The sequence below is a fragment of the Micromonospora sp. DT4 genome (assembly GCF_049841675.1).
In the GTDB taxonomy this organism is placed as follows: domain Bacteria; phylum Actinomycetota; class Actinomycetes; order Mycobacteriales; family Micromonosporaceae; genus Micromonospora.
In genome coordinates this window covers 1-17,596 of the sequence record NZ_JBNCKT010000021.1, presented here as the reverse complement: position 1 = coordinate 17,596, position 17,596 = coordinate 1, and the positions used below count along the sequence as shown (strand labels likewise).

15 protein-coding genes are annotated in these 17,596 nt (G+C 71.7%); 7 read left to right on the top strand and 8 right to left on the bottom strand.

The genetic code is table 11. The features are described from left to right. The first annotated feature begins 336 nt into the window (after positions 1-336). Complete coding sequence (locus ACLQ24_RS09225; RefSeq protein WP_425890404.1) at positions 337-1,092, top strand: dienelactone hydrolase family protein; 756 nt, start codon at positions 337-339, stop codon at positions 1,090-1,092. 66 nt (positions 1,093-1,158) lie between these two features. Here the strand turns inward: ACLQ24_RS09225 and ACLQ24_RS09220 are convergent, their stop codons facing one another. Both ACLQ24_RS09220 and ACLQ24_RS09215 read right to left on the bottom strand, forming a co-directional pair. Further along, entirely contained in the window at positions 1,159-2,034 is an 876-nt protein-coding gene (locus ACLQ24_RS09220) for an SMP-30/gluconolactonase/LRE family protein (RefSeq protein ID WP_425890403.1), read from the bottom strand. A gap of 177 nt (positions 2,035-2,211) precedes the next feature. After that, positions 2,212-2,691 carry a winged helix-turn-helix transcriptional regulator gene (locus tag ACLQ24_RS09215; RefSeq protein WP_425890401.1) on the bottom strand — a complete coding sequence of 160 codons (480 nt, stop codon included), beginning with the start codon at positions 2,689-2,691 and terminating at the stop codon, positions 2,212-2,214. A 253-nt stretch (positions 2,692-2,944) separates the two neighbouring features. Here ACLQ24_RS09215 and ACLQ24_RS09210 point away from each other — a divergent pair, with 253 nt between their 5' ends. The 5 genes from ACLQ24_RS09210 (at position 2,945) to ACLQ24_RS09190 (ending at position 7,329) form a co-directional block, all read left to right on the top strand. Continuing rightward, positions 2,945-4,159: a PP2C family protein-serine/threonine phosphatase gene (locus ACLQ24_RS09210; RefSeq protein ID WP_425890399.1), complete on the top strand. Its 1,215-nt coding sequence runs from the start codon at positions 2,945-2,947 to the stop codon at positions 4,157-4,159. Between the two features lie 177 nt (positions 4,160-4,336). Continuing rightward, a complete protein-coding gene (locus tag ACLQ24_RS09205) occupies positions 4,337-4,594 on the top strand; it encodes a hypothetical protein (RefSeq protein WP_425890398.1) in 258 nt (85 codons plus the stop codon). Between the two features lie 81 nt (positions 4,595-4,675). Then, positions 4,676-6,508, top strand: a complete 1,833-nt coding sequence (locus tag ACLQ24_RS09200; RefSeq protein ID WP_425890397.1) for a sigma-70 family RNA polymerase sigma factor — start codon at positions 4,676-4,678, stop codon at positions 6,506-6,508. Positions 6,509-6,518: 10 nt separating this feature from the next. After that, a complete protein-coding gene (locus tag ACLQ24_RS09195; RefSeq protein ID WP_425890396.1) occupies positions 6,519-7,151 on the top strand; it encodes a DUF305 domain-containing protein in 633 nt (210 codons plus the stop codon). Beyond that, positions 7,138-7,329 carry a hypothetical protein gene (locus ACLQ24_RS09190; RefSeq protein ID WP_425890394.1) on the top strand — a complete coding sequence of 64 codons (192 nt, stop codon included), beginning with the start codon at positions 7,138-7,140 and terminating at the stop codon, positions 7,327-7,329. The genes ACLQ24_RS09195 and ACLQ24_RS09190 overlap by 14 nt, the downstream gene beginning before the upstream one ends. Here ACLQ24_RS09190 and ACLQ24_RS09185 read toward each other — a convergent pair. The 3 genes from ACLQ24_RS09185 to ACLQ24_RS09175 are packed head-to-tail and all read right to left on the bottom strand — an operon-like array spanning position 7,326 to position 12,975. Then, on the bottom strand, positions 7,326-10,193 hold the full coding sequence (locus ACLQ24_RS09185) for an FAD-binding and (Fe-S)-binding domain-containing protein (protein WP_425890393.1): 2,868 nt from the start codon (positions 10,191-10,193) through the stop codon (positions 7,326-7,328). The two genes, ACLQ24_RS09190 and ACLQ24_RS09185, sit on opposite strands and share 4 nt — an antisense overlap. A 26-nt stretch (positions 10,194-10,219) precedes the next feature. Further along, on the bottom strand, positions 10,220-11,401 hold the full coding sequence (locus tag ACLQ24_RS09180; RefSeq protein WP_425890392.1) for an anhydro-N-acetylmuramic acid kinase: 1,182 nt from the start codon (positions 11,399-11,401) through the stop codon (positions 10,220-10,222). A gap of 11 nt (positions 11,402-11,412) precedes the next feature. Then, complete coding sequence (locus ACLQ24_RS09175) at positions 11,413-12,975, bottom strand: sodium:solute symporter (RefSeq protein WP_425890391.1); 1,563 nt, start codon at positions 12,973-12,975, stop codon at positions 11,413-11,415. Positions 12,976-13,217: 242 nt separating this feature from the next. On the opposite strand from ACLQ24_RS09175, the gene murQ reads away from it, so the two are divergent. Then, positions 13,218-14,111, top strand: coding sequence for an N-acetylmuramic acid 6-phosphate etherase (gene murQ, locus ACLQ24_RS09170; RefSeq protein ID WP_425890389.1), 894 nt, complete (start codon positions 13,218-13,220; stop codon positions 14,109-14,111). 108 nt (positions 14,112-14,219) lie between these two features. Here the strand turns inward: murQ and ACLQ24_RS09165 are convergent, their stop codons facing one another. The 3 genes from ACLQ24_RS09165 to ACLQ24_RS09155 form a co-directional block, all read right to left on the bottom strand. Next, a complete protein-coding gene (locus ACLQ24_RS09165) occupies positions 14,220-14,549 on the bottom strand; it encodes a hypothetical protein (RefSeq protein WP_425890387.1) in 330 nt (109 codons plus the stop codon). Next, the gene (locus ACLQ24_RS09160) at positions 14,533-14,964 is read right to left on the bottom strand and encodes a YbaB/EbfC family nucleoid-associated protein (protein WP_425890385.1); all 432 of its coding nucleotides are present in this window, start codon (positions 14,962-14,964) and stop codon (positions 14,533-14,535) included. The genes ACLQ24_RS09165 and ACLQ24_RS09160 overlap by 17 nt, the downstream gene beginning before the upstream one ends. A gap of 189 nt (positions 14,965-15,153) precedes the next feature. After that, entirely contained in the window at positions 15,154-17,496 is a 2,343-nt protein-coding gene (locus tag ACLQ24_RS09155; RefSeq protein ID WP_425890478.1) for a ricin-type beta-trefoil lectin domain protein, read from the bottom strand. Positions 17,497-17,596 lie beyond the last annotated feature (100 nt).

The window sequence follows — 17,596 nt, the reverse complement described above, 5'->3', positions numbered from 1 at the left end:
GCGCTGAGCGGCAACCTCGCCGTGCAGGCCATCGCCGTACCCGCCCTCCAGGCCCGGCTGCGTCAGGACGGCGCGGTGCTGGACTGGGGTACGCCCGGCGAGCCAAGGGTGTCAACCGGCTGCGGTTCCGCCCGATGCTGCCCACCGCCGGGTCGTGGACCGTGCACCTGCGCTGGACCGCCGACCCGAACCGTGCGACGAACGTGCCGGTGGACATCGCGTACTCCGGTGGGGTGACCACCCGGACCATCGACCAGCGGCAGTCCGGCGGCCAGTGGGTGCCGCTGGGGCGGGTAACGTTCCAAACGGACCAAGATCGGCGTACGAGGAGGCTCAGTGCAGACGACGACGGTGGACATCCCGACCAGCGACGGAACGGCGGACACGAGCCTGACCCGGCCCGACGGCGACGGCCCGTTCCCGGCAGTGCTCCTCTTCATGGACGCCTTCGGGCCCCGGCCCCGCCTGGTGGAGATGGCCGAGCGGATCGCCGAACGCGGTTACCTGGTGCTCACGCCCCACCTGTTCTACCGGGCCGGCCGGGCACCGCTATTCGACCTGTCGCGGCTCGGTGAGGCCGACCAGCGGGGCGCCCTGTTCGAGAAGATCGTGCCGTTGATCGGGGCGTTGACCCCCGACGTGATCAGCCGGGACACCGCCGCCTATCTCGACTTCCTGGCCGCCCGCGACGACGTCCGGCCGGGACCGGTCGTGATCACCGGTTACTGCATGGGCGGCACGAACGCGCTGCGGGCCATCGAGGCGCACCCGGACCGCATCGCCGCGGTCGCCAGCTTCCACGCCGGGCGGGTCGTCACCGAGACGCCGGACAGCCCCCACCTGGGCGTCGGCTCGATCACCGGCGAGCTGTACTTCGGGCACGCCGACGCGGACCAGTCCATGACGCCCGAGCAGATCGCCACGCTGGAGAAGGCGCTCGACGCCGCCGGGGTGCGCTACCGCTCCGAGGTGTACGGGGGCGCGCTCCACGGCTTCACGATGGCCGACACCCCGATGTACCACGAGCAGGCCACCGAGCGGCACTGGGCGGCCCTGTTCGACCTGCTGGACCGCACCCTGCCGGCGAGCTGACGCGGGCCCTGCCGCGCTGCCACGCAGCTCGTGCGGGACGTTGGGGACGACCCACACGGCGTCGTGTCAGGCGGCGCGGGCGTACGAGATCGGCAGGCCGGGCACGGAGACGTCGACCGCGAGCAGCGCGCCGTCCGTCGGGCCGGCCGGCGTGCGGCCGATCGAGGCGGTGCCGATGAAGAGCCGCCGCAGGTCGGAGCCGCCCAGGCAGATGCCGGCCGGCTGGGCCGCCGGTAGCCGGATCTCCTGGTCCAGGGTGCCGTCCGGCCGGTAGCGGCGAACGGCCGAGCCGCCCCACAGCGCGATCCAGAGGTGGCCCGCCGCGTCGACAGTCATCCCGTCCGGGCTGCCCTCGCCCGGTGCGAGCCGCACCAACGGCTCCCGGCCGTGCAGGTCACCGGTGACCGGGTCGACGGTGAACCGGTCGACTTCGCCGCGCGGCGTGTCCGCCAGGTACATGGTGGTGCCGGTGGCGTCGAACGCCGGCCCGTTCGGGATGGACAGCCCGGTCACCGCGGGCACCGGCGTCGTGCCTGGATCGAGCCGGTACAGCGTGCCCCCGCCGGGCCCTCCGGCGTACGTCATGCTGCCGGCCCAGAAGCGGCCGTGCGGGTCGGCAACGGCGTCGTTCATCCGGGTGGGCTCGGGCGCGTCGGCGACCAGGTCGGCGACCGGCCGGGGATCACCGGCGGCGGGCAGAACGGTGATGCCGGTGCCGGCGGCCGCCAGCCACTCGCCGGGCCGATCGGCCACCGGGGCGACCGCGCCGAGCGGGACGTCGAGGTGGCGCAGTTCCCGTAGCGGGGCGGGACGGTCACCGTCGGTCTCCAGCAGACGTCCGGCCAGCAGGTCGACGAGGACCAGGCGGTCGTCGACCCAGCGCAGCCCCTCGCCCAGCTCCAACCGCTCCGTGTTCCAGACGGTCGGTTCGGTCAGCTCCATCTCGCTCCTCCTGCGGTTCTCCGGCGGTGGTCTCCGAGCGCCCCGAGCGCCCCGAGCGCCCCGAGCGCCCCGAGCGCTCCGAGCGCCCCGAGCGCCCCGAGCGCTCCGAGCGGGTCCGAGCGCCCCGAGCGGGTCCGAGCGCCCGTGGTGCCGCAGGCGGCGGGCGTGGTTGAGGCGTCAGTCGCGACGGATCAGGCCTGGCCCGGCGGTGATGTCGATGTCGCCGCTCTCGACGTCGTGCCCGGCGGCGCAGCGCAGCACCGCGCGGACCGGTTCGCCGCACTCGTGGTGGGTGGCGAGGATGCCGGGGCCGGCCTCGTCGGCGCTCCAGGTGTCGCCCCAGTTGCGCAGGGCGGTGATGACTGGCAGCAACTCCTGGCCCTTGCGGGTCAGTTGGTACTCGTGGCGGGTGCGCTGCCCCGGCTCCCGGTAGGGGATTCGTTCGAGCAGGCCGGTGCCGACCATGTCTTTGAGGCGGGCCGCCATGGCGGGCTCACCGACGCCGACACGGCGGACGAAGTCGTCGAAACGGCGCGTGCCGAGCAGCGCCTCACGCATGATCAGGACCGTCGACCGGCTGCCCACGATGTCCATTGCCCGTGCGACGGAGCAGTTCTCCATCGACCAGGATTCGCGGTCGTCCCGTAGGTCCTCCATGTCGCCCAGCCTATCTGACTTGCGCTGAGGCTAGCCAGGTGATATCAGGTCCTCGTCGTTGGCACCGCGTCCCGAGTAGCGGCGGGCCAGATGGCGGGCGAGCGGCATCCACGCCTCGATGGCGCGGTCCCGCAGTACCGGTCGGCGCGGGTCGTCGGCCGGCGTATGAGGGAGCGATGGTGGGGCGAGGTCAGGCCCACATTGGCAGTTCGCTATCGGGCTCCTAGGGTGGTCAGGACACGGGAGGTGGAGCTTGGTCGACGCCGGTGGCGCGGCGCGTTGGCTACAGCTCAACGCACCCCGGGGCGGGCCGGACGAGCTGTCGCTCCTGGTCACCCGAGCGGCGCCGGCGATCGGCGCCACCGAGATCGTGATCTACCTGGCGGACTACACCCAGGCCTGCCTCGTGCCCCTGCTGGGTGCCGGTCTGGCTCGGGATCAGTTGACGATCGAGACGACCCTGGCCGGTCGGGCGTTCACGACCCTCGACGTGCAGCGAGCCGCCGATAGCCCGGACCGGCTCTGGGTGCCCCTGCTGCTCGGCTGCGAACGGCTGGGGGTTCTGGAGGTCGTGTCGCCGGCCGCCGATGACACGGCGTTGGACGGGCCCGCCTGGGAGTTGGCGGTCAACGTCGCCCAGGTTTTGGTGAACCGCAGGCTCTACGGCGATGTCATCGAGCGGATGCGCCGACGCCTGCCGATGCAGGTCGCCGCCGAGATCGTGTGGGGGCTGCTGCCGCCGCTGACCTTCGCGACCGACGATCTGGTGATCACCGCGATCCTCGAACCGTGCTACGACGTCGGCGGGGACATCTTCGACTACGCGCTGAACGGCGACGTGCTCAGTCTCGGACTCTTCGACACGTGCGGGCACGGCATCAAGGCGAGCACCCTGGCCTCGCTGGTGGTCAGCGCGTACCGCAATGCCCGCCGGTCCGGCCTCGACCTCGTCGACACGGCCATCAGCATCGACCGGTGGGTGCGCTCCGAGCACCCCAGCTACTTCGCGACCGGGCTGCTCGCCGAGTTGGACCGGCGGACCGGCCGGCTCAGGATCATCAACGCAGGTCACCCCGGTGCCATGCTGCTGCGCGACGGCAAGGCCATCCGGGAGCTGCCGGGCCCGACCGCGCTACCGCTCGGCCTCGGTCACCTGTCGGAGGCCAGGCCCCGGGTGTACGAGGAGGAGCTGCACCCGGGGGACCGCCTCCTCGCCTACACCGACGGCATCACCGAAGCGCGCAGTGCCGACGGGGAGCGGTTCGGACTGGATCGGCTCGTCGACTTCGTCAACCGCGCCCTCAACGACGGGCTGCCCAGTCCGGAGACGATGCGCCGCCTGGTGCGTGCCGTCCTCGCGTACCAGGACGAGCAGCTCGATGACGACGCCACGGCCCTGTTCCTGGAGTGGCAGCCGCCGCACCTGCCGCTGGGGCACCTGCGGCACGTCACCGCACCCCAGCCCTGACCGCGGAGTGGGATTTTGCTGTCTAGCGTCACACCATGGCCGTTCAGGTGCTGTCGGGGGGATTCGGCACCGGCGGCCCGCCGGATGGGTGCCGCACGGAGTTCTTTTCCCGGCGGCCCCGTAGGCTGTGATCGCGCGGCTCGATGGCCCCTCGCCGATCCGCGTCCTTCACTTCCCATGGCCTCGAAGCTGCCAATGGCTCAGTCGAGCGCTGCCGCGCACATCCCCTTGGAGCATCTCGTGCCCGATTTGACGTTCGCCCGGAACCCCTTCGCGATCGACGGCGACAGGGTCGTCGTCGACGACGAGCGCAGTCCAGTCACGGACGTGAGCGCCGCGTCGATGTCCCGCCTGCGTACCCCGTTCGCGGCGGCGAACCCGGCCCCCGCGACGACTGACCGGCCCGAGCGCCCGGAGGGGAAAACCGTAATCTGACCTGCCACCGCTCGTCTCCGATCAGGAGGCGGTCAGCGCGCACAGGCGCTGTCCGGGTTGAGCGCAGGAGGAGTGGTACCCATGTCGCCAGCCGGTCGGGCAGTACCCGATCCCGGGTTGGTCGTCGCGGCTCGACAGGGCGACCGGCGCGCTCTCGACGACGTCGTGGCGGCCTCGCTTCCGCTGGTCTACAACATCGTCGGGCGCGCGCTGCGCGGCCATGCCGACGTCGACGACGTGGTCCAGGAGACGCTGGTACGGGTGATCCGGCACCTGCCCACCCTCAACGACCCGGCGGCGTACCGGTCCTGGCTCGTGGCGATCACCATTCGGCAGGTGCGCGACTGGGACCAGCGCCGACGGGTCGCCCTCGACCGCGACGCCGGGCTGGACGCGATCCACAACGTGCCCGACCCCGCCTCCGACTTCGCCGGGATGACGATCCTCCGGCTCAGCCTCACCGACCAGCGTCGGGAGGTAGCCGAAGCGACCCGGTGGCTCGATCCGGACGACCAGGAACTGCTCTCGCTGTGGTGGCTGGAGGAGACCGGCGAGTTGACGCGTACCGAGATCGCCGACGCGGCGAGTCTGTCGCCGGGGCACGTCGCCGTACGCATCCACCGGATGAAGGAGCAGATCCAGAGCGCCCGGGGGGTCGTCCGCGCACTGCACGCCCGGCCCGGGTGCCCCGATCTGCACGCCGTGAGGGCCGAGTGGGACGGCACTCCCAGTCCCCTGTGGCGCAAGCGGTTGGCCCGCCACGTCCGTGACTGCGCGTTCTGCGGGCACCTGGGCACCGGGTTCCTGCCGATCGACCGGCTGCTCGCGGGGATGCCGCTGCTGCCGCTGCCCGCCGGCCTCAGCGCCCACATCCCGCACGCGAGCGTGCCCCCGGCCGCCGCGCAGACCGTCGGACCGCCCTCGAACGTCGTCGACCTGGCGGTGCACGCGCCCCGTGGCCTGATGACGTCCCTGGCCGCATCTGTGGTGGCCGCGGTCGCCGCGATCACCGCGTTGGTGGTGGTCCTGCCGGCTGATCCGGCTGCCGCGCCACAGGCCGCGCCCTCCTGGGCCGCCGCGCCGCCGGCCGCGCCCACCGTCGTCGCCTCCCCGAGCAGGGCAGCGTCGCCGAGCGTGCGTCCGTCGCCGTCGAAGGCACCGGTAGTGCCGGCGGTCAGCTCCGTGCGCAAGGGCGTCGGGGTGTGGAACTTCGCCGGCGCGAGCCAGGCGTTGGCCAACTCGAAGGCCGGCTGGTACTACAGCTGGGGCACCCAGCATCCGGGCATCAGCACACCGCGGGGCGCGACGTTCGTGCCCATGATCCGTAGCGCGGAGAACGTCAACGCCGGTGAACTGGCCCGCGCCCGGGCCGCCGGGCCCTACCTGCTCGGCTTCAACGAGCCGGACCTGCCCGAGCAGGCGAACATGACCGTCGACCGGGCGCTGGACCTGTGGCCGCAACTGATGGCGACGGGCAGCAAGCTGAGCAGCCCAGCGGTCGCCTGGGGTGGCGCGGACCCGCAGGGTTGGCTGGACAGATTCATGACCGGCGCCGAGGCCCGAGGTCACCGGGTCGACTTCATCGCCCTGCACTGGTACGGGGCCGACTTCACGACGGCGGCGGCGGTGAACCAGCTTCGGCAGTACCTGCAAGCCGTCTACCAGCGGTACAAGAAGCCGATCTGGTTGACCGAGTTCGCGCTGATCCGTTACGACGGCGGGCGTCAGGTGTTCCCCAGCCAGGAGCAGCAGGCGGCCTTCCTCACCGCGGCCACCGGCATGCTCGGCCAGCTCTCCTACGTGCAGCGGTACGCCTGGTTCGGCCTGCCCGCGACCGACAAGGACAAGTCCGGGTTGTTCAGCGACGGCAGCAGGGCGACGGCGGTCGGCCGCGCGTTCCAGGCCGCGCGCTGAGCGCCGTCCCATGACCAGTTCCCTGCTCAAGGCCTCCGCCTGGCGGATCGCCGGCGTCGTCGTAGCTCTCGCCGCGACGACGCTGGCCGTCGGCCTGACCCGGCACGCAAGTCGCACCGACCAGCCCGCCGCACCCGCGTCGGCCACTGCCGCGCCTGCCGCTTCGGTGCTGCTCAACGGCACCGACGGCGCCTTCATCCAACTGCTGCTCCCGATGGACGAGGGAGCGCTCGCGCTGATCGACCACCTCGACGCCCGACCGTCGGCCACCGATCCCGCGCTGCGCGTCGTCCTCGGTGACATCCGGACGGCGCACCGGTCCGAGCTGGTGGAGCTGCGGAGGTTGTTGGCCGCCGGCAACGTCCCGGAGCAGAACATCCACGAGGGGCATCAGATGCCCGGCATGGTGACGGACGATCGCCTCGCCGAGCTGCGCGCCGCCCCGGACGTCGAGGTGCCGTCCCGGGCCGTCGGTCTGCTCCGGGCACACCTCGAGCAGACCGTCGTGCTGTGCCGGGGCGAGCAGACCGCCGGGGGCAGCCCGGAGGTGCGGGCGCTCGCCGGCCGGATCCAGACGACGCGAGCTGCCGAGCTGAACGCTCTGGCGGGTCGGCCCGGCGCGACCAGCGATGCGGACAACTGACCTGCACGCGATTCTCGCCGCGCCGCACGTCGCGCTCGCCGCCGCGCAGGAGGGACCGCAGCGGGCGGCCGTGACCAGCGCTTTCGCCTCCGCGCTGGAGACCGGGAAACTGGTCGGCGCCGCAGCGGTCCTGGCCGGTGGTCTGCTCGCCGCCGCGCTGCTGCGCCGCGCAGGCTAGGCCGGCGGCTCGATCGCCTCGACCAGCACCTGGAGCACGTGCCGGTACGGCTGGCCGGTGGCCCGGCTCATGCCCATCTCGCAGGTGCGGTTGCAGGAGGCGTACGCGTCGTGGTGGCGCTGATTGACCTCGGCGGCCTGGGCGGCGGTGGCGCTCGCGGTGACCTCGGGGTGCAGTAGTCCCCGGTCGCCGGCGAAGGCGCAGCACCCCCAACTGTCCGGCACGGTCACCGTGTCGGCGACCGCCCGGGCCACCGTGTGCAGGTCGTCGATGCCGTCGAGGTGCACGGTGGAGCAGGTGGGGTGCAGCGCGAGCGACCCCAGCCGCCGGGGCTCGGGCAGCGCCGGCAGCAGGTGCTGGGCGGTGAAGGTGACGCTGTCGACGACACGCAGCCCCGCGTACCGTGCCCGGTCCTGGACGGCGAGCGCGGCGGTCAACTGCGTGAGGCCGTGGGTGCAGGACGACGCGTCGCACACCACGGGCAGCCGCCCCTGGTCACTGGCCGCCCAGAGCACGGCCAGGGTCCGCTCGGCCATCTCGCGGTGCCCGGCGGGGTAGCCCTTGGACTGCCAGGGCGTCCCGCAGCACAGGCCCGCCGTGCCGGCCGGTACGACCACCGGCACCTCGGCCAGTTCGCACAGGCGCAGGAACGCCGCTGCCGAACCGCCGGGCGGGCCGTCCTGAGCCGCGAACACGCTGCCGATGCAGGCCGCGAAGAACACCGCCTGGGCGTCCGGCGCGCTGCGCGGCGCGGGTCGGGGCGCGCCGGCACGCGGGATGTCGTCGCTCCACTGTGGTACGAGTTCGGTGACGCCGAGAGAACGGATCACCCCGGTGGCGGCGCGGACCACCGGCGTCGGGGTGACGTGTGCGGTGTTCAGGCCGACCCGGACGCCGGCCACGGCGGCCTTCCAGTGCCGGGCGGCGCCGACGGCGGTGCGCTGGGCACGAGGGCTGTGCCGCTCGGCGCGCAGCCGCTTCATCGCCGCGCCCGTGTCGATGCCGACCGGGCAGGCGGTGACGCAGAGGCTGTCGGCGGCGCAGCTGTCCACCGCCGCGTACGCGTAGTCGTCGCTCAACTCCCGACGACGCTCCTCGTCCCCGGCGGCGGTGGCCAGCGCGATCTGCCGTTGTAGGACGATGCGCTGCCGAGGCGTGGTGGTCACGTCGGCGGTGGGGCAGACCGGCTCGCAGTAGCCGCACTCCACGCAGGCGTCCAGCTCCTCGTCGACCGTCGGCACGGCCTTGAGCTGCTGTAGGTGCACGGTCGGGTCGTCGTTGAGCAGTACACCCGGGTTGAGCAGGCCGCTCGGGTCGCACAACCGCTTGAGTTCGCGCATCACGTCGTACAGCTCGTCGCCGTACTGCCGGCGGACGAAGGGGGCCATGGCGCGGCCGGTGCCGTGCTCGGCCTTGAGGGTGCCGCCCTCGGCGAGGACGAGGTCGACCATGTCGTCGGTGAACCGCGCGTAGCGGTCGACCTCGGCCGGCGTGTCGAACGACTGGGTCAGCATGAAGTGCAGGTTGCCGTCACGGGCGTGCCCGAAGATGACCGCGTCGGTGTAGCCATGCCGCTCGAACAGGTCGATCAGGCCGTCGCAGGTGCCGGTCAGGCGCGGCATCGGCACCGCGATGTCCTCCAGCAGGGCCGTGGTGCCGGGCGGTCGGGCCCCGGCGACGGCGGTGTAGAGGCCCTTGCGCAGGTGCCAGAGCTTGGCTCGTTCGCGCGGGTCGCGGGTCAGCTCGGTGCCGTTGACGGCGGGTAGCCGGTCGAGCACCGACCGGGCGTCGGCCAGCGTCGCGGCCAGGTGCTCCGCGCTGTCCTCGGCGAACTCCACCAGCAGCCCGGCGTGCCCGATCACCGTCAGACCGCGCAGGGCCCGGCTCGCGTCGGGGTCGCGCTGGCTGACCCGCAGCGCGGCCGCGTCCAGCAGTTCGGCGGTACGGGCACCGGCGGCGAGTAGGGCGGGCAGGGCATCGGTGGCGTCGGTGAGGCCGGGAAGGATGAGCAGGCCGGTGGCGGTGTGGCCGTGGATCTCGACGGTGCGGAAGACGGCCTCGGCCACGAAGCCGAGCGTGCCCTCGCTGCCGATCATGAGGTGGGCGAGCATGTCCACCGGGCTGCTGTGGTCGAGCAGCGAGTTCAGCCCGTACCCCATGGTGTTCTTCATGGCGAACAGTCGCTCGATGGTGGCCCGCGAGCCGGGGTCCGAGCGCACCCGGTCGCGCAGCCGCAGCAGCCCGGCGTGCAGCTCGGGCTCGGCGGCCCGCAGCCGGTTGTCGGCGTCGCGGGCGGCGGAGTCGACGACCGTGCCGGACGGCAGCACGAAGCGCAGCGACTCCATGGTGCGGTACGCGTTGTCGGTCGTACCGCAGGTCATCCCGCTGGAGTTGTTGGCCACCATGCCGCCCACCGTGCAGGCGGCCTCGCTGGCCGGGTCCGGGCCGAGCCGTCGGCCGTAGCGGGCCAGCCGGGCGTTGGCCTGCCGGATCGTGAGGCCCGGCTGGAGTCGGATGCGCCGGCCGTCGTCGAGCACCTCGGCGTTGCGCCAGTCGGTGCGGACGTCGACAAGTACGCCCGCGCCGCCGGCCTGCCCGGCGAGGCTGGTGCCGCCGCCGCGCAGGGTCAGCGGCACCCCCGCCTCCCGGGCGGCGGCCATCAGTGCGCCCACCTCGGCCGCCGAGCCGGCGCGGACCACGGCCTGCGGCTCGAACAGGTACGGCGACGCGTCGTGGGCCACCGCCAGCCGTCGGGGCAGCTCGGCGCTGACCCGACTCGGGTCGTCGAGGCGCGCGCGCAGCAGGTCGGCGACCTCGCGGGCGTGGACGCCGGCGGCGGTCGGAGCGGGTACGACGGTGCTCATGGCGGATCCTCCGTCAGAAGGAGTGGTCAGTTGGCCGAGGACGCGTCGATCAGCAGCCGATCGGGCGTGGTGCGGGCCGGCGCGGGCAGCCGCAGCGGTCCACGACCGGGGGTGATGCTGCCGAGCACCGAGGCGTGCCGTGCGCCGGTGCCCGAGGGCAGGGTGCCCGGCAGTCCGTGCACGGTCAGGTAGCCCAGCAGCGCGAAGGCCAGCGCCTCCTTGGCGTCCGAGGCGACACCGACCTCGTCGCTGGACGACAGGTCGACGCCGGGTAGCTCGTCGACGAGCATGCCCATCAGGGTCGGGTTGTGTGCACCGCCGCCGGAGACGACGAGCCGGGTGACGCCGTGCGCCCGGCAGGCGTCGGCCACCGTGACCGCCGTCAGCCGGGTGAGCGTGGCCAGCACGTCCCGCGGCTCCGGGGTGGGCGTGTCGGTCAGGGCGGCGAGCAGGTACGGCAGGTGGAACAGCTCCTTGCCGGTGCTCTTCGGGCCGGTCAGCCGGTAGTACGGCTCGTCGAGCAGCCGTCGCAGCAGGGCCGGGTCGACCTGTCCGGCCGCTGCTCCACGTCCATCCCGGTCGTACTCCTCGACGCCGCCGCTGAAGTGGCGCACGGCGGCGTCGAGGAGCGCGTTCGCCGGGCCGGTGTCGAACGCGAGGGGATCGGTGTCCGGCGCGACGACGGTGATGTTGGCGATTCCGCCCAGGTTGAGGGCGGCCGGAACGCCGGGCAGGCCGCGCAGCAGCAGCGCGTCGAACAGGGCGACCAGCGGTGCGCCCTGACCGCCGGCGGCGACGTCGCGGCTGCGCAGGTCGGCCACGACCGCAAGACCGGTGGCCTCGGCGATCCAGGCCGGCTGACCCAGTTGCAGAGTGCCCCGGACCACGCCGTTCTCCACCCAGTGGTGCATGGTCTGGCCGTGCGAGACGACCAGATCGGCCCGGCCGCCGCACAGCTCGGCGAGAGCCCGTACACCGGCCTCGGCGAACGCCTGGCCGATGCCGGTGTCCAGCACGCAGATCGCCTCGGTGGTGGTCGGCGCGGGTGGCAGGGCGGCGGCGATCCGGGTGCGCAGCTCGTCGGGGTACGGGTGACTGAGCCGGCCCAGCGGGCGCATGCGCAGGGTGTCGCCATCGCGCTCGAACTCGGCCGCGGCGGCTTCGATGCTGTCGTACGAGGTGCCGGACATCAGGCCGATCACGCGCACCGCGTCCTCCTTCAGGCCCGGCTCACGGGAGTCACCGTCGCCTCGTCGTCATCGTCGACGCGCCGGTGGTCGTACGGCGTCTCCGGTGCGGCGTGGAAGCGGCTCGACACCGCGCCGACGACCAGGGTGACCAGGACGCCGATCGGCACCAGCCACTGCGCGGCGATGGCGGTCGCGGTGGTGGTCCCGGCCTTCGTCACGTCGATCTTGACGTAGCGGACGATGTAGGTCATCACCGCCACCGTGACGAGGAAGGCGATCACGGCGTCGACCTGGTTGGCCCGCTTGACGAGGCGGCCGAGTAGGAAGGCGCCGAGCAGCGCCCCGTAGGTGTAGCCGGCGATGGTCAGACCGGTCAGGTAGACGTTTCCGGTGCTGGAGCTGAACGCGCAGGCGAAGATCGCCATCAGCACCGCCCAGACCAGGGTCATCACCCGGGCGAGCCGGAGCATCACGTCGTCCGACGGCACCTTGTGGAAGAAGCTGTGGATGAAGTCGGCGACCGTGGAGTTCGACATCGAGTTCAGTGCCGACGACAGCGACCCCATCGCCGCGCCGAGGATGCCGGCGACCAGCAGGCCGGAGATGCCCACCGGCAGGGCGTGCAGGATGAAGTTCGGGTAGAGGTTGTCGGTGCTGTTCAGGCCGAGTTCCTTGAAGGTCTGACCCTTGTTGTACGACCACAGCAGGGCACCGACCAGCGAGAACGCCGCGAACTGGATGACCACGAAGATGCCGGAGGAGATCATCGCCAGTTGACCCTCGCGCAGCGTGCGGGTCGACAGGATGCGCTGGACGATGAGCTGGTCCGACCCGTGGCTGGCCATCGCGAAGATGGCGCCACCGATGATCGCGGTCGGCAGGGCGAACGGGCTGGTGAGGACGTGCGCCAGGTCGAAGTTGGTGTCGAAGAGCTGGAACTTGCCGGCGTCCAGCGCCTGCCCCCAGCCGTCGCCGCCCACCGCGTGGCTGAGCACCGCGATGGCCAGGATCGCCCCGCCCAGGTAGAGCCCCATCTGGATGGCGTCGGTCCAGATGACCGCCTTGATGCCGCCGAGGTAGGTGTACACCACCGTGATCAGGGTCAACACGATGATGATCGCCTGGTAGCCGACGTTCAGCCCGAACTCGTCCAGGAGCAGCTTGATGGGGATGGCCGAGGCGAACAGTCGTACGCCCTCGGCGAGCAGGCGGGTGAAGACGAAGGTGACCGATGCCAGTCCCTGGAGTTTCAGGCCGAACCGCTCACCCAGGTACTGGTAGGCGCTGACGAAGCCGCCCCGCTTGTAGAGCGGGATGAGTACCGCCGCCACCACGACCCGACCGATGACGTAGCCCAGGGCCAGCTCGACGTTGCCGAAGCCCTGACTGCTGTAGGCGCCACCGGGCACGCTGATCACCGTCAGGACGCTGGTCTCGGTGGCGACCACGGAGAACGAGACGGTCCACCAGGGCAGCTTGCCCTCGCCCACGAAGTAGTCCTTGGACGACTTCTGTTTGCCGGACAGGCGTAGTCCGACGGCGGCGATCACTACGAGGTACAGCACGATCACGACAAGGTCGAGTTGACGCACGGCTCACTCCCAACCAGCGGGGTTGTCAATTAATGACGTTGGCCCACACTATCGCGAAACTTTTTGCCAGCGCCCCTCCGGCCTGGTTACGCTGTGGTCTCAGCCTGCTGATGCGAGCGGACGCGAGGCCCGAACGGCGTGTTGCCGACCGAATCTCAACGATTTGGTACGCGCCGCCGAACTGGTCAGGGAGCACTCGCCCGGTCGGCGACTGAGACACCAGCGAGAGGAACGAACACCCCGTGGACCTCAGCACCCTCGGCACCGAGACCCGCAACGACAAGACCACCGACCTCGACCGGATGTCACCCACCGAGATGCTCCTCGCGATGAACGACGAGGACCGTACGGTCGCGGACGCCGTCCGCCGGGCCGTACCGGACATCGCGGCCGCCGTCGACGTCATCGTGGCCTCGCTGCGCCGAGGAGGCCGGTTGATCTACCTGGGCGCCGGCACCAGCGGCCGGATCGGCATGCTCGACGCCGTCGAGTGCCCACCCACCTTCGGTACGCCGCCCGAGCGGGTCATCGGTCTGCTCGCCGGCGGGGCGGGCGCCTTCGGTGTCGCCGTCGAGGGCGCCGAGGACGACCCGGCCCGTGCCGTCGCCGACCTCGACGCGGTCGGCCTCACCGACCGCGACACGGTGGTGGGGCTCGCGGCCAGCGGTCGTACCCCCTATGTGGTGGGTGGGCTGGCGCATGCCCGCGAACGCGGAGCGGCCACCGTCTCGGTGGCCTGCAACACCGACGCGGTGGTCAGCCGGCACGCCGACGTCGCCATCGAGGTGCCCACCGGTCCCGAGGTGCTCACCGGCTCGACCCGGCTCAAGGCCGGCACCGCCGAGAAGCTCGTCTGCAACATGCTGTCGACCGTCACGATGGCCCGGCTCGGCAAGGTCTACGGCAACCTGATGGTCGACATGAACGCCACCAACGAGAAGCTCGTCGACCGGGCACGCCGGATCGTCGCGGAGGCGGCCGACACCGACCTCGACACGGCCGCGCGGGCGCTCGCCGCGGCACGCGGTCACGCCAAGACGGCAATCGTGCTGCTGCTCGCCCACTGCACGGCCGAGGAGGCGGCGGCACGGCTGCGCGAGGCCGGGGACGACGTCCGGGCGGCCGTCGCGGCCTGACCGGCAGCGGTCAGCGGTTGACGTACGCGGCCAGGCCGCCGAGTTCCTCGCTGGCGATGGTGGTGGTGTCCTGCCGGGCGGCGATCAGCGGGTTCGCGACGTCGGTGCTCACCGGTGCATCCGCCCGAGGGAGGCGGAGATCGTCGCGTCGGTGTCGTGGTAGGCGTCCACCGTCTCGTCGAGCGCGCCCGCCGCGCTGTGCAGCGCCTCCTGGGCCGCCGCGAGCGCGTTGACGGCCGGGCCCTGGAGGAAGTCCAACAGGAAGGGGATCGCCTGACAGACGGGCAGGTGCCCGTACGCGTCGGCGCCCATCTGCACGTACGACGCCGCGTCGTGTGCAACGCCGATGCCCCCGGAGACCCGGTCGACGGAACGGGCGTGGGTGGTCACCGCCGCCGTGGTGACCTCGAACCCGGCTGCCTCAGCGCCCACGGTCACCCCAGGAGCCGTACCCCTGCTCGTCCTCCTCGGGCACCTCCGGGAAGCGCGACTCGTAGCTGCCCACGACGGCGCGGGCGGTCTCGGAGTCGGCGCCGACGGTCTCCGCGGCGGCCTCCGCCACCTGCGGAGCCAACCGCCCCTGCGCCCGGCGCATCACCGCCAGCACCTCGGCGGCGATCTCGTCGGCCCGCCAGCGCAGCACCCGGTCGTCGAGCCGCAGGTCGGTCATCGCGCCGGACGCGGCGACGGTGATCTGGACGGCGCCGTCCGCGCCCTCGGCGGTCGCCGACATCGTCGCCACCCGTTCGGACAACTCGTGCGCGCGGGCGGCCCGCTCGGAGATGCCGGCCGACCAGGAGGCGATGAACCGTTCCGTCGCCGCCCCGAAATCCGCGCTCGGGAACTGCGCCATCAGACCTCCCCCGTGTGACGGCTGCCGGCAGCCTCGGGGATGACACCGGCAGCAGCGCGGCCCACACGATACGCCCTCACGCTCCTACATGGAGCCCGCGCCGGCCGTCCGAACGGCGACTGCCGGCCGCTCAGGTGAGCGGCCGGCAACCATCAATCGGGTACGGGGTCCTCGTGCGGACGCCTCTCGTCAGCCGCGGATCCACTGCTGGTTGCTACCGCCGGTGCACGTCCAGATCTGGACGGCGGTGCCGTTGGCGGTTCCCGCGCCGTTGACGTCCAGGCAGAGCCCCGAGGCGACCCCGGTGATCGTGCCGTCGCCGTTGACGCGCCACTGCTGGCCGCCGCCGCCGTTGCAGGTCATGATCCGCGCGCGGCTACCCGTCGCGGTGCTCGCCACGTCGAGGCACTTGTTGCCGTAGACGGTGAGCTGGTTGCTCGAGGTGAGCGTCCACTGCTGGTTGGCCCCGCTGTTGCAGTCCCAGATCTGCACGACCGAACCGTCGGCCTGGCTGGCGCCGTTGACGTCCAGGCAGCGGTTGGAGCCCGCACCCCGGATGGTCCCGGTCGGACCCGGCTCGCCGGAGTTGCCGATCGGAGTGATGGAGAGGTTGTCGAACTGGGCGGTGACCCCCTGGCCCGTGCCGTACCCGATCTGACCGGCGACCCAGGTCGAGTCGGAGGCCGTGCCGACGGTGGTGCCGTCGATGCTCGCGGTGAGGGTGCTCCCGTTGAGCGTCAGCGCCAGCGTGTGCCAGCGGCCGGTGCCCAGCGCCGAGGTGTTCCCACTGGCCAGCGTGCGCCAGTTGCCGCTGGTGTTGTTGCTCCGGATGGACCACGCGCCACCGTCGGTCACCCGGAAGTAGTAGCCGTTGAGGTTCTGCGGCCCCTGGTGGTTGTACGTGTTCGCGCGTCCGATGAGCTGCGCGTAGCCGGACTTCTCCAGCATGACGTCGGAGGAGACCGTGTAGTTGCGCCAGCTCAGGTCGCCCAGCAGCGTGTACGGCTCGGCCTGGCCGGACGTCCAGAAGATCGGCGTCTGCTCCGACAGCTGCCGTACGCACTGGCCGGAGTGGCCACCCCCGCAGGCGGCGATCTCGAACGAGCCCTGCTGGTCCATCAGGTACCGGGCCTCGCGACCGACGTCGTAGCTGTCGAAGGTGTCGCTGTAGGGCAGCTTGAGGGTGCCCTGCGCCGGGCTGGTCGCCGTGCCCTTACCCTGCCCGCTGGTGGTGGTGATGCTGTAGACGTAGCCGGGCTGGACGGTGAGCGAGAAGCGTCCGCCGCTCGGCGTGATGTCGCTACCCCGCACGAAGTGGTCGGCGGTGTTGTTCGACCTGACGTTCGTCGACCAGACGTGCACGGTGCCGGTGGACAGCCCGCCGGTGACGGTGAAGTCGAGGGTCTGCGCCGACCCGGCGTCCATCGTCTCGATGATGGTGCTGTAGTCGCTGTTGTTGGTGGACTTCAGCGACACGTAGCTGCCGTTGTTGCGGTTGCCGCCGAGGTAGCCGGTCGATCCGTCGAGGTAGCGCCAGCCCGGGGCGGTGAACTGCGTCGTCTGCGCCATCACCCACGCGCTCTTGCCGATCGAGTAGGCGCCGGACCAGGGCTGTTGCGTCACCGCCACGCCGGTGGTCGCCCACGGGATGTTGGGGGTGATGGCGGCGATGGCGGGCCAGTTGATGTAGCCGGTCATCTTGCCGTCGATGTAGCCACGGTTGATGCCCCGGGCGAGCGCCTGCGCGCCGGCGTTGTAGTCGTCCGACCCGTTCTCGCTGGCCCACAACGCCTTGCCCGTGGACACCGCGTTGGAGGAGCTGGGGCAACTGGACTGGGCGCTGCGGTAGCCGCAGACGTAGTGGCTGCCGAAGACCTGCACGGCGTTGGCGAACGCCGGGTCGCGCAGTGACTCGTCGGCGGCGCCCCAGCCGAAGTCGTCCGAGGCCACGATCTTGACATTGCTGTAGCCGCGGGAGTTCAGGGCGGACCGCAGGTTCTTGTACCAGGTGGCGTTGTAGCCCTTCTCGTTCCATCCGCCGAGGTAGTTGATGGTCAGCCCGTGGGTGGCCGCGCAGTCCAGCCAGGCCACCAGGTAGTCGATCGAGTCGTTGGACCAGAAGTTGCCGTTCCCGATCCAGCCCGGCGCTCCCCAGGCCAGGCCCGCCAGGGCGATGTTGGCGTTGCGCGCCCTCGCCTGCTCCATCAGCCACCACTCGTAGCCCCGGTTGCAGTTGATGTTGCCCCGGGTGTGCTCGTGGCTGGGCTCCGCGCCGGAGGTCGAGTTCGTGTCGCCGCCGATCTCCGTCTTCAGCAGCTGCATCGCAGCGCCACGGCCCGGCTTGAACAGGTAGTCCAGGATGTCACTGCGCTGCGGTTCCGGGTAGTCGATCAGCAACCTACTGTTGCCACCGCCGCCGCTGACCGCGCCGATTCCATCGAGCGCCCTTCCGCCGGACCCGCCGTTGATCGTGATGGCGGTCGCGGCCTGGGCCGGGGTGGCCACGGCGGTCAGCACGGCTGCCGCCCCCATGAGCGCCCCCACCAGCGCGGCAGTTATTGACCCGTAAGGCAAATAGTTGATGGTCAGGAGGCGGCGTAGCGGACTTCGGGCTTGCGGAACAAGGATTTCA

Coding starts and splice junctions, on each gene's coding strand:
- ACLQ24_RS09160 (WP_425890385.1), bottom strand. CDS start 14,964: ATGGCGCAGTTCCCGAGCGCGGATTTCGGGGCGGCGACGGAACGGTTC.
- ACLQ24_RS09205 (WP_425890398.1), top strand. CDS start 4,337: ATGGCCTCGAAGCTGCCAATGGCTCAGTCGAGCGCTGCCGCGCACATC.
- ACLQ24_RS09200 (WP_425890397.1), top strand. CDS start 4,676: ATGTCGCCAGCCGGTCGGGCAGTACCCGATCCCGGGTTGGTCGTCGCG.
- ACLQ24_RS09190 (WP_425890394.1), top strand. CDS start 7,138: ATGCGGACAACTGACCTGCACGCGATTCTCGCCGCGCCGCACGTCGCG.
- ACLQ24_RS09195 (WP_425890396.1), top strand. CDS start 6,519: ATGACCAGTTCCCTGCTCAAGGCCTCCGCCTGGCGGATCGCCGGCGTC.
- ACLQ24_RS09215 (WP_425890401.1), bottom strand. CDS start 2,691: ATGGAGGACCTACGGGACGACCGCGAATCCTGGTCGATGGAGAACTGC.
- ACLQ24_RS09185 (WP_425890393.1), bottom strand. CDS start 10,193: ATGAGCACCGTCGTACCCGCTCCGACCGCCGCCGGCGTCCACGCCCGC.
- ACLQ24_RS09220 (WP_425890403.1), bottom strand. CDS start 2,034: ATGGAGCTGACCGAACCGACCGTCTGGAACACGGAGCGGTTGGAGCTG.
- ACLQ24_RS09155 (WP_425890478.1), bottom strand. CDS start 17,496: ATGGGGGCGGCAGCCGTGCTGACCGCCGTGGCCACCCCGGCCCAGGCC.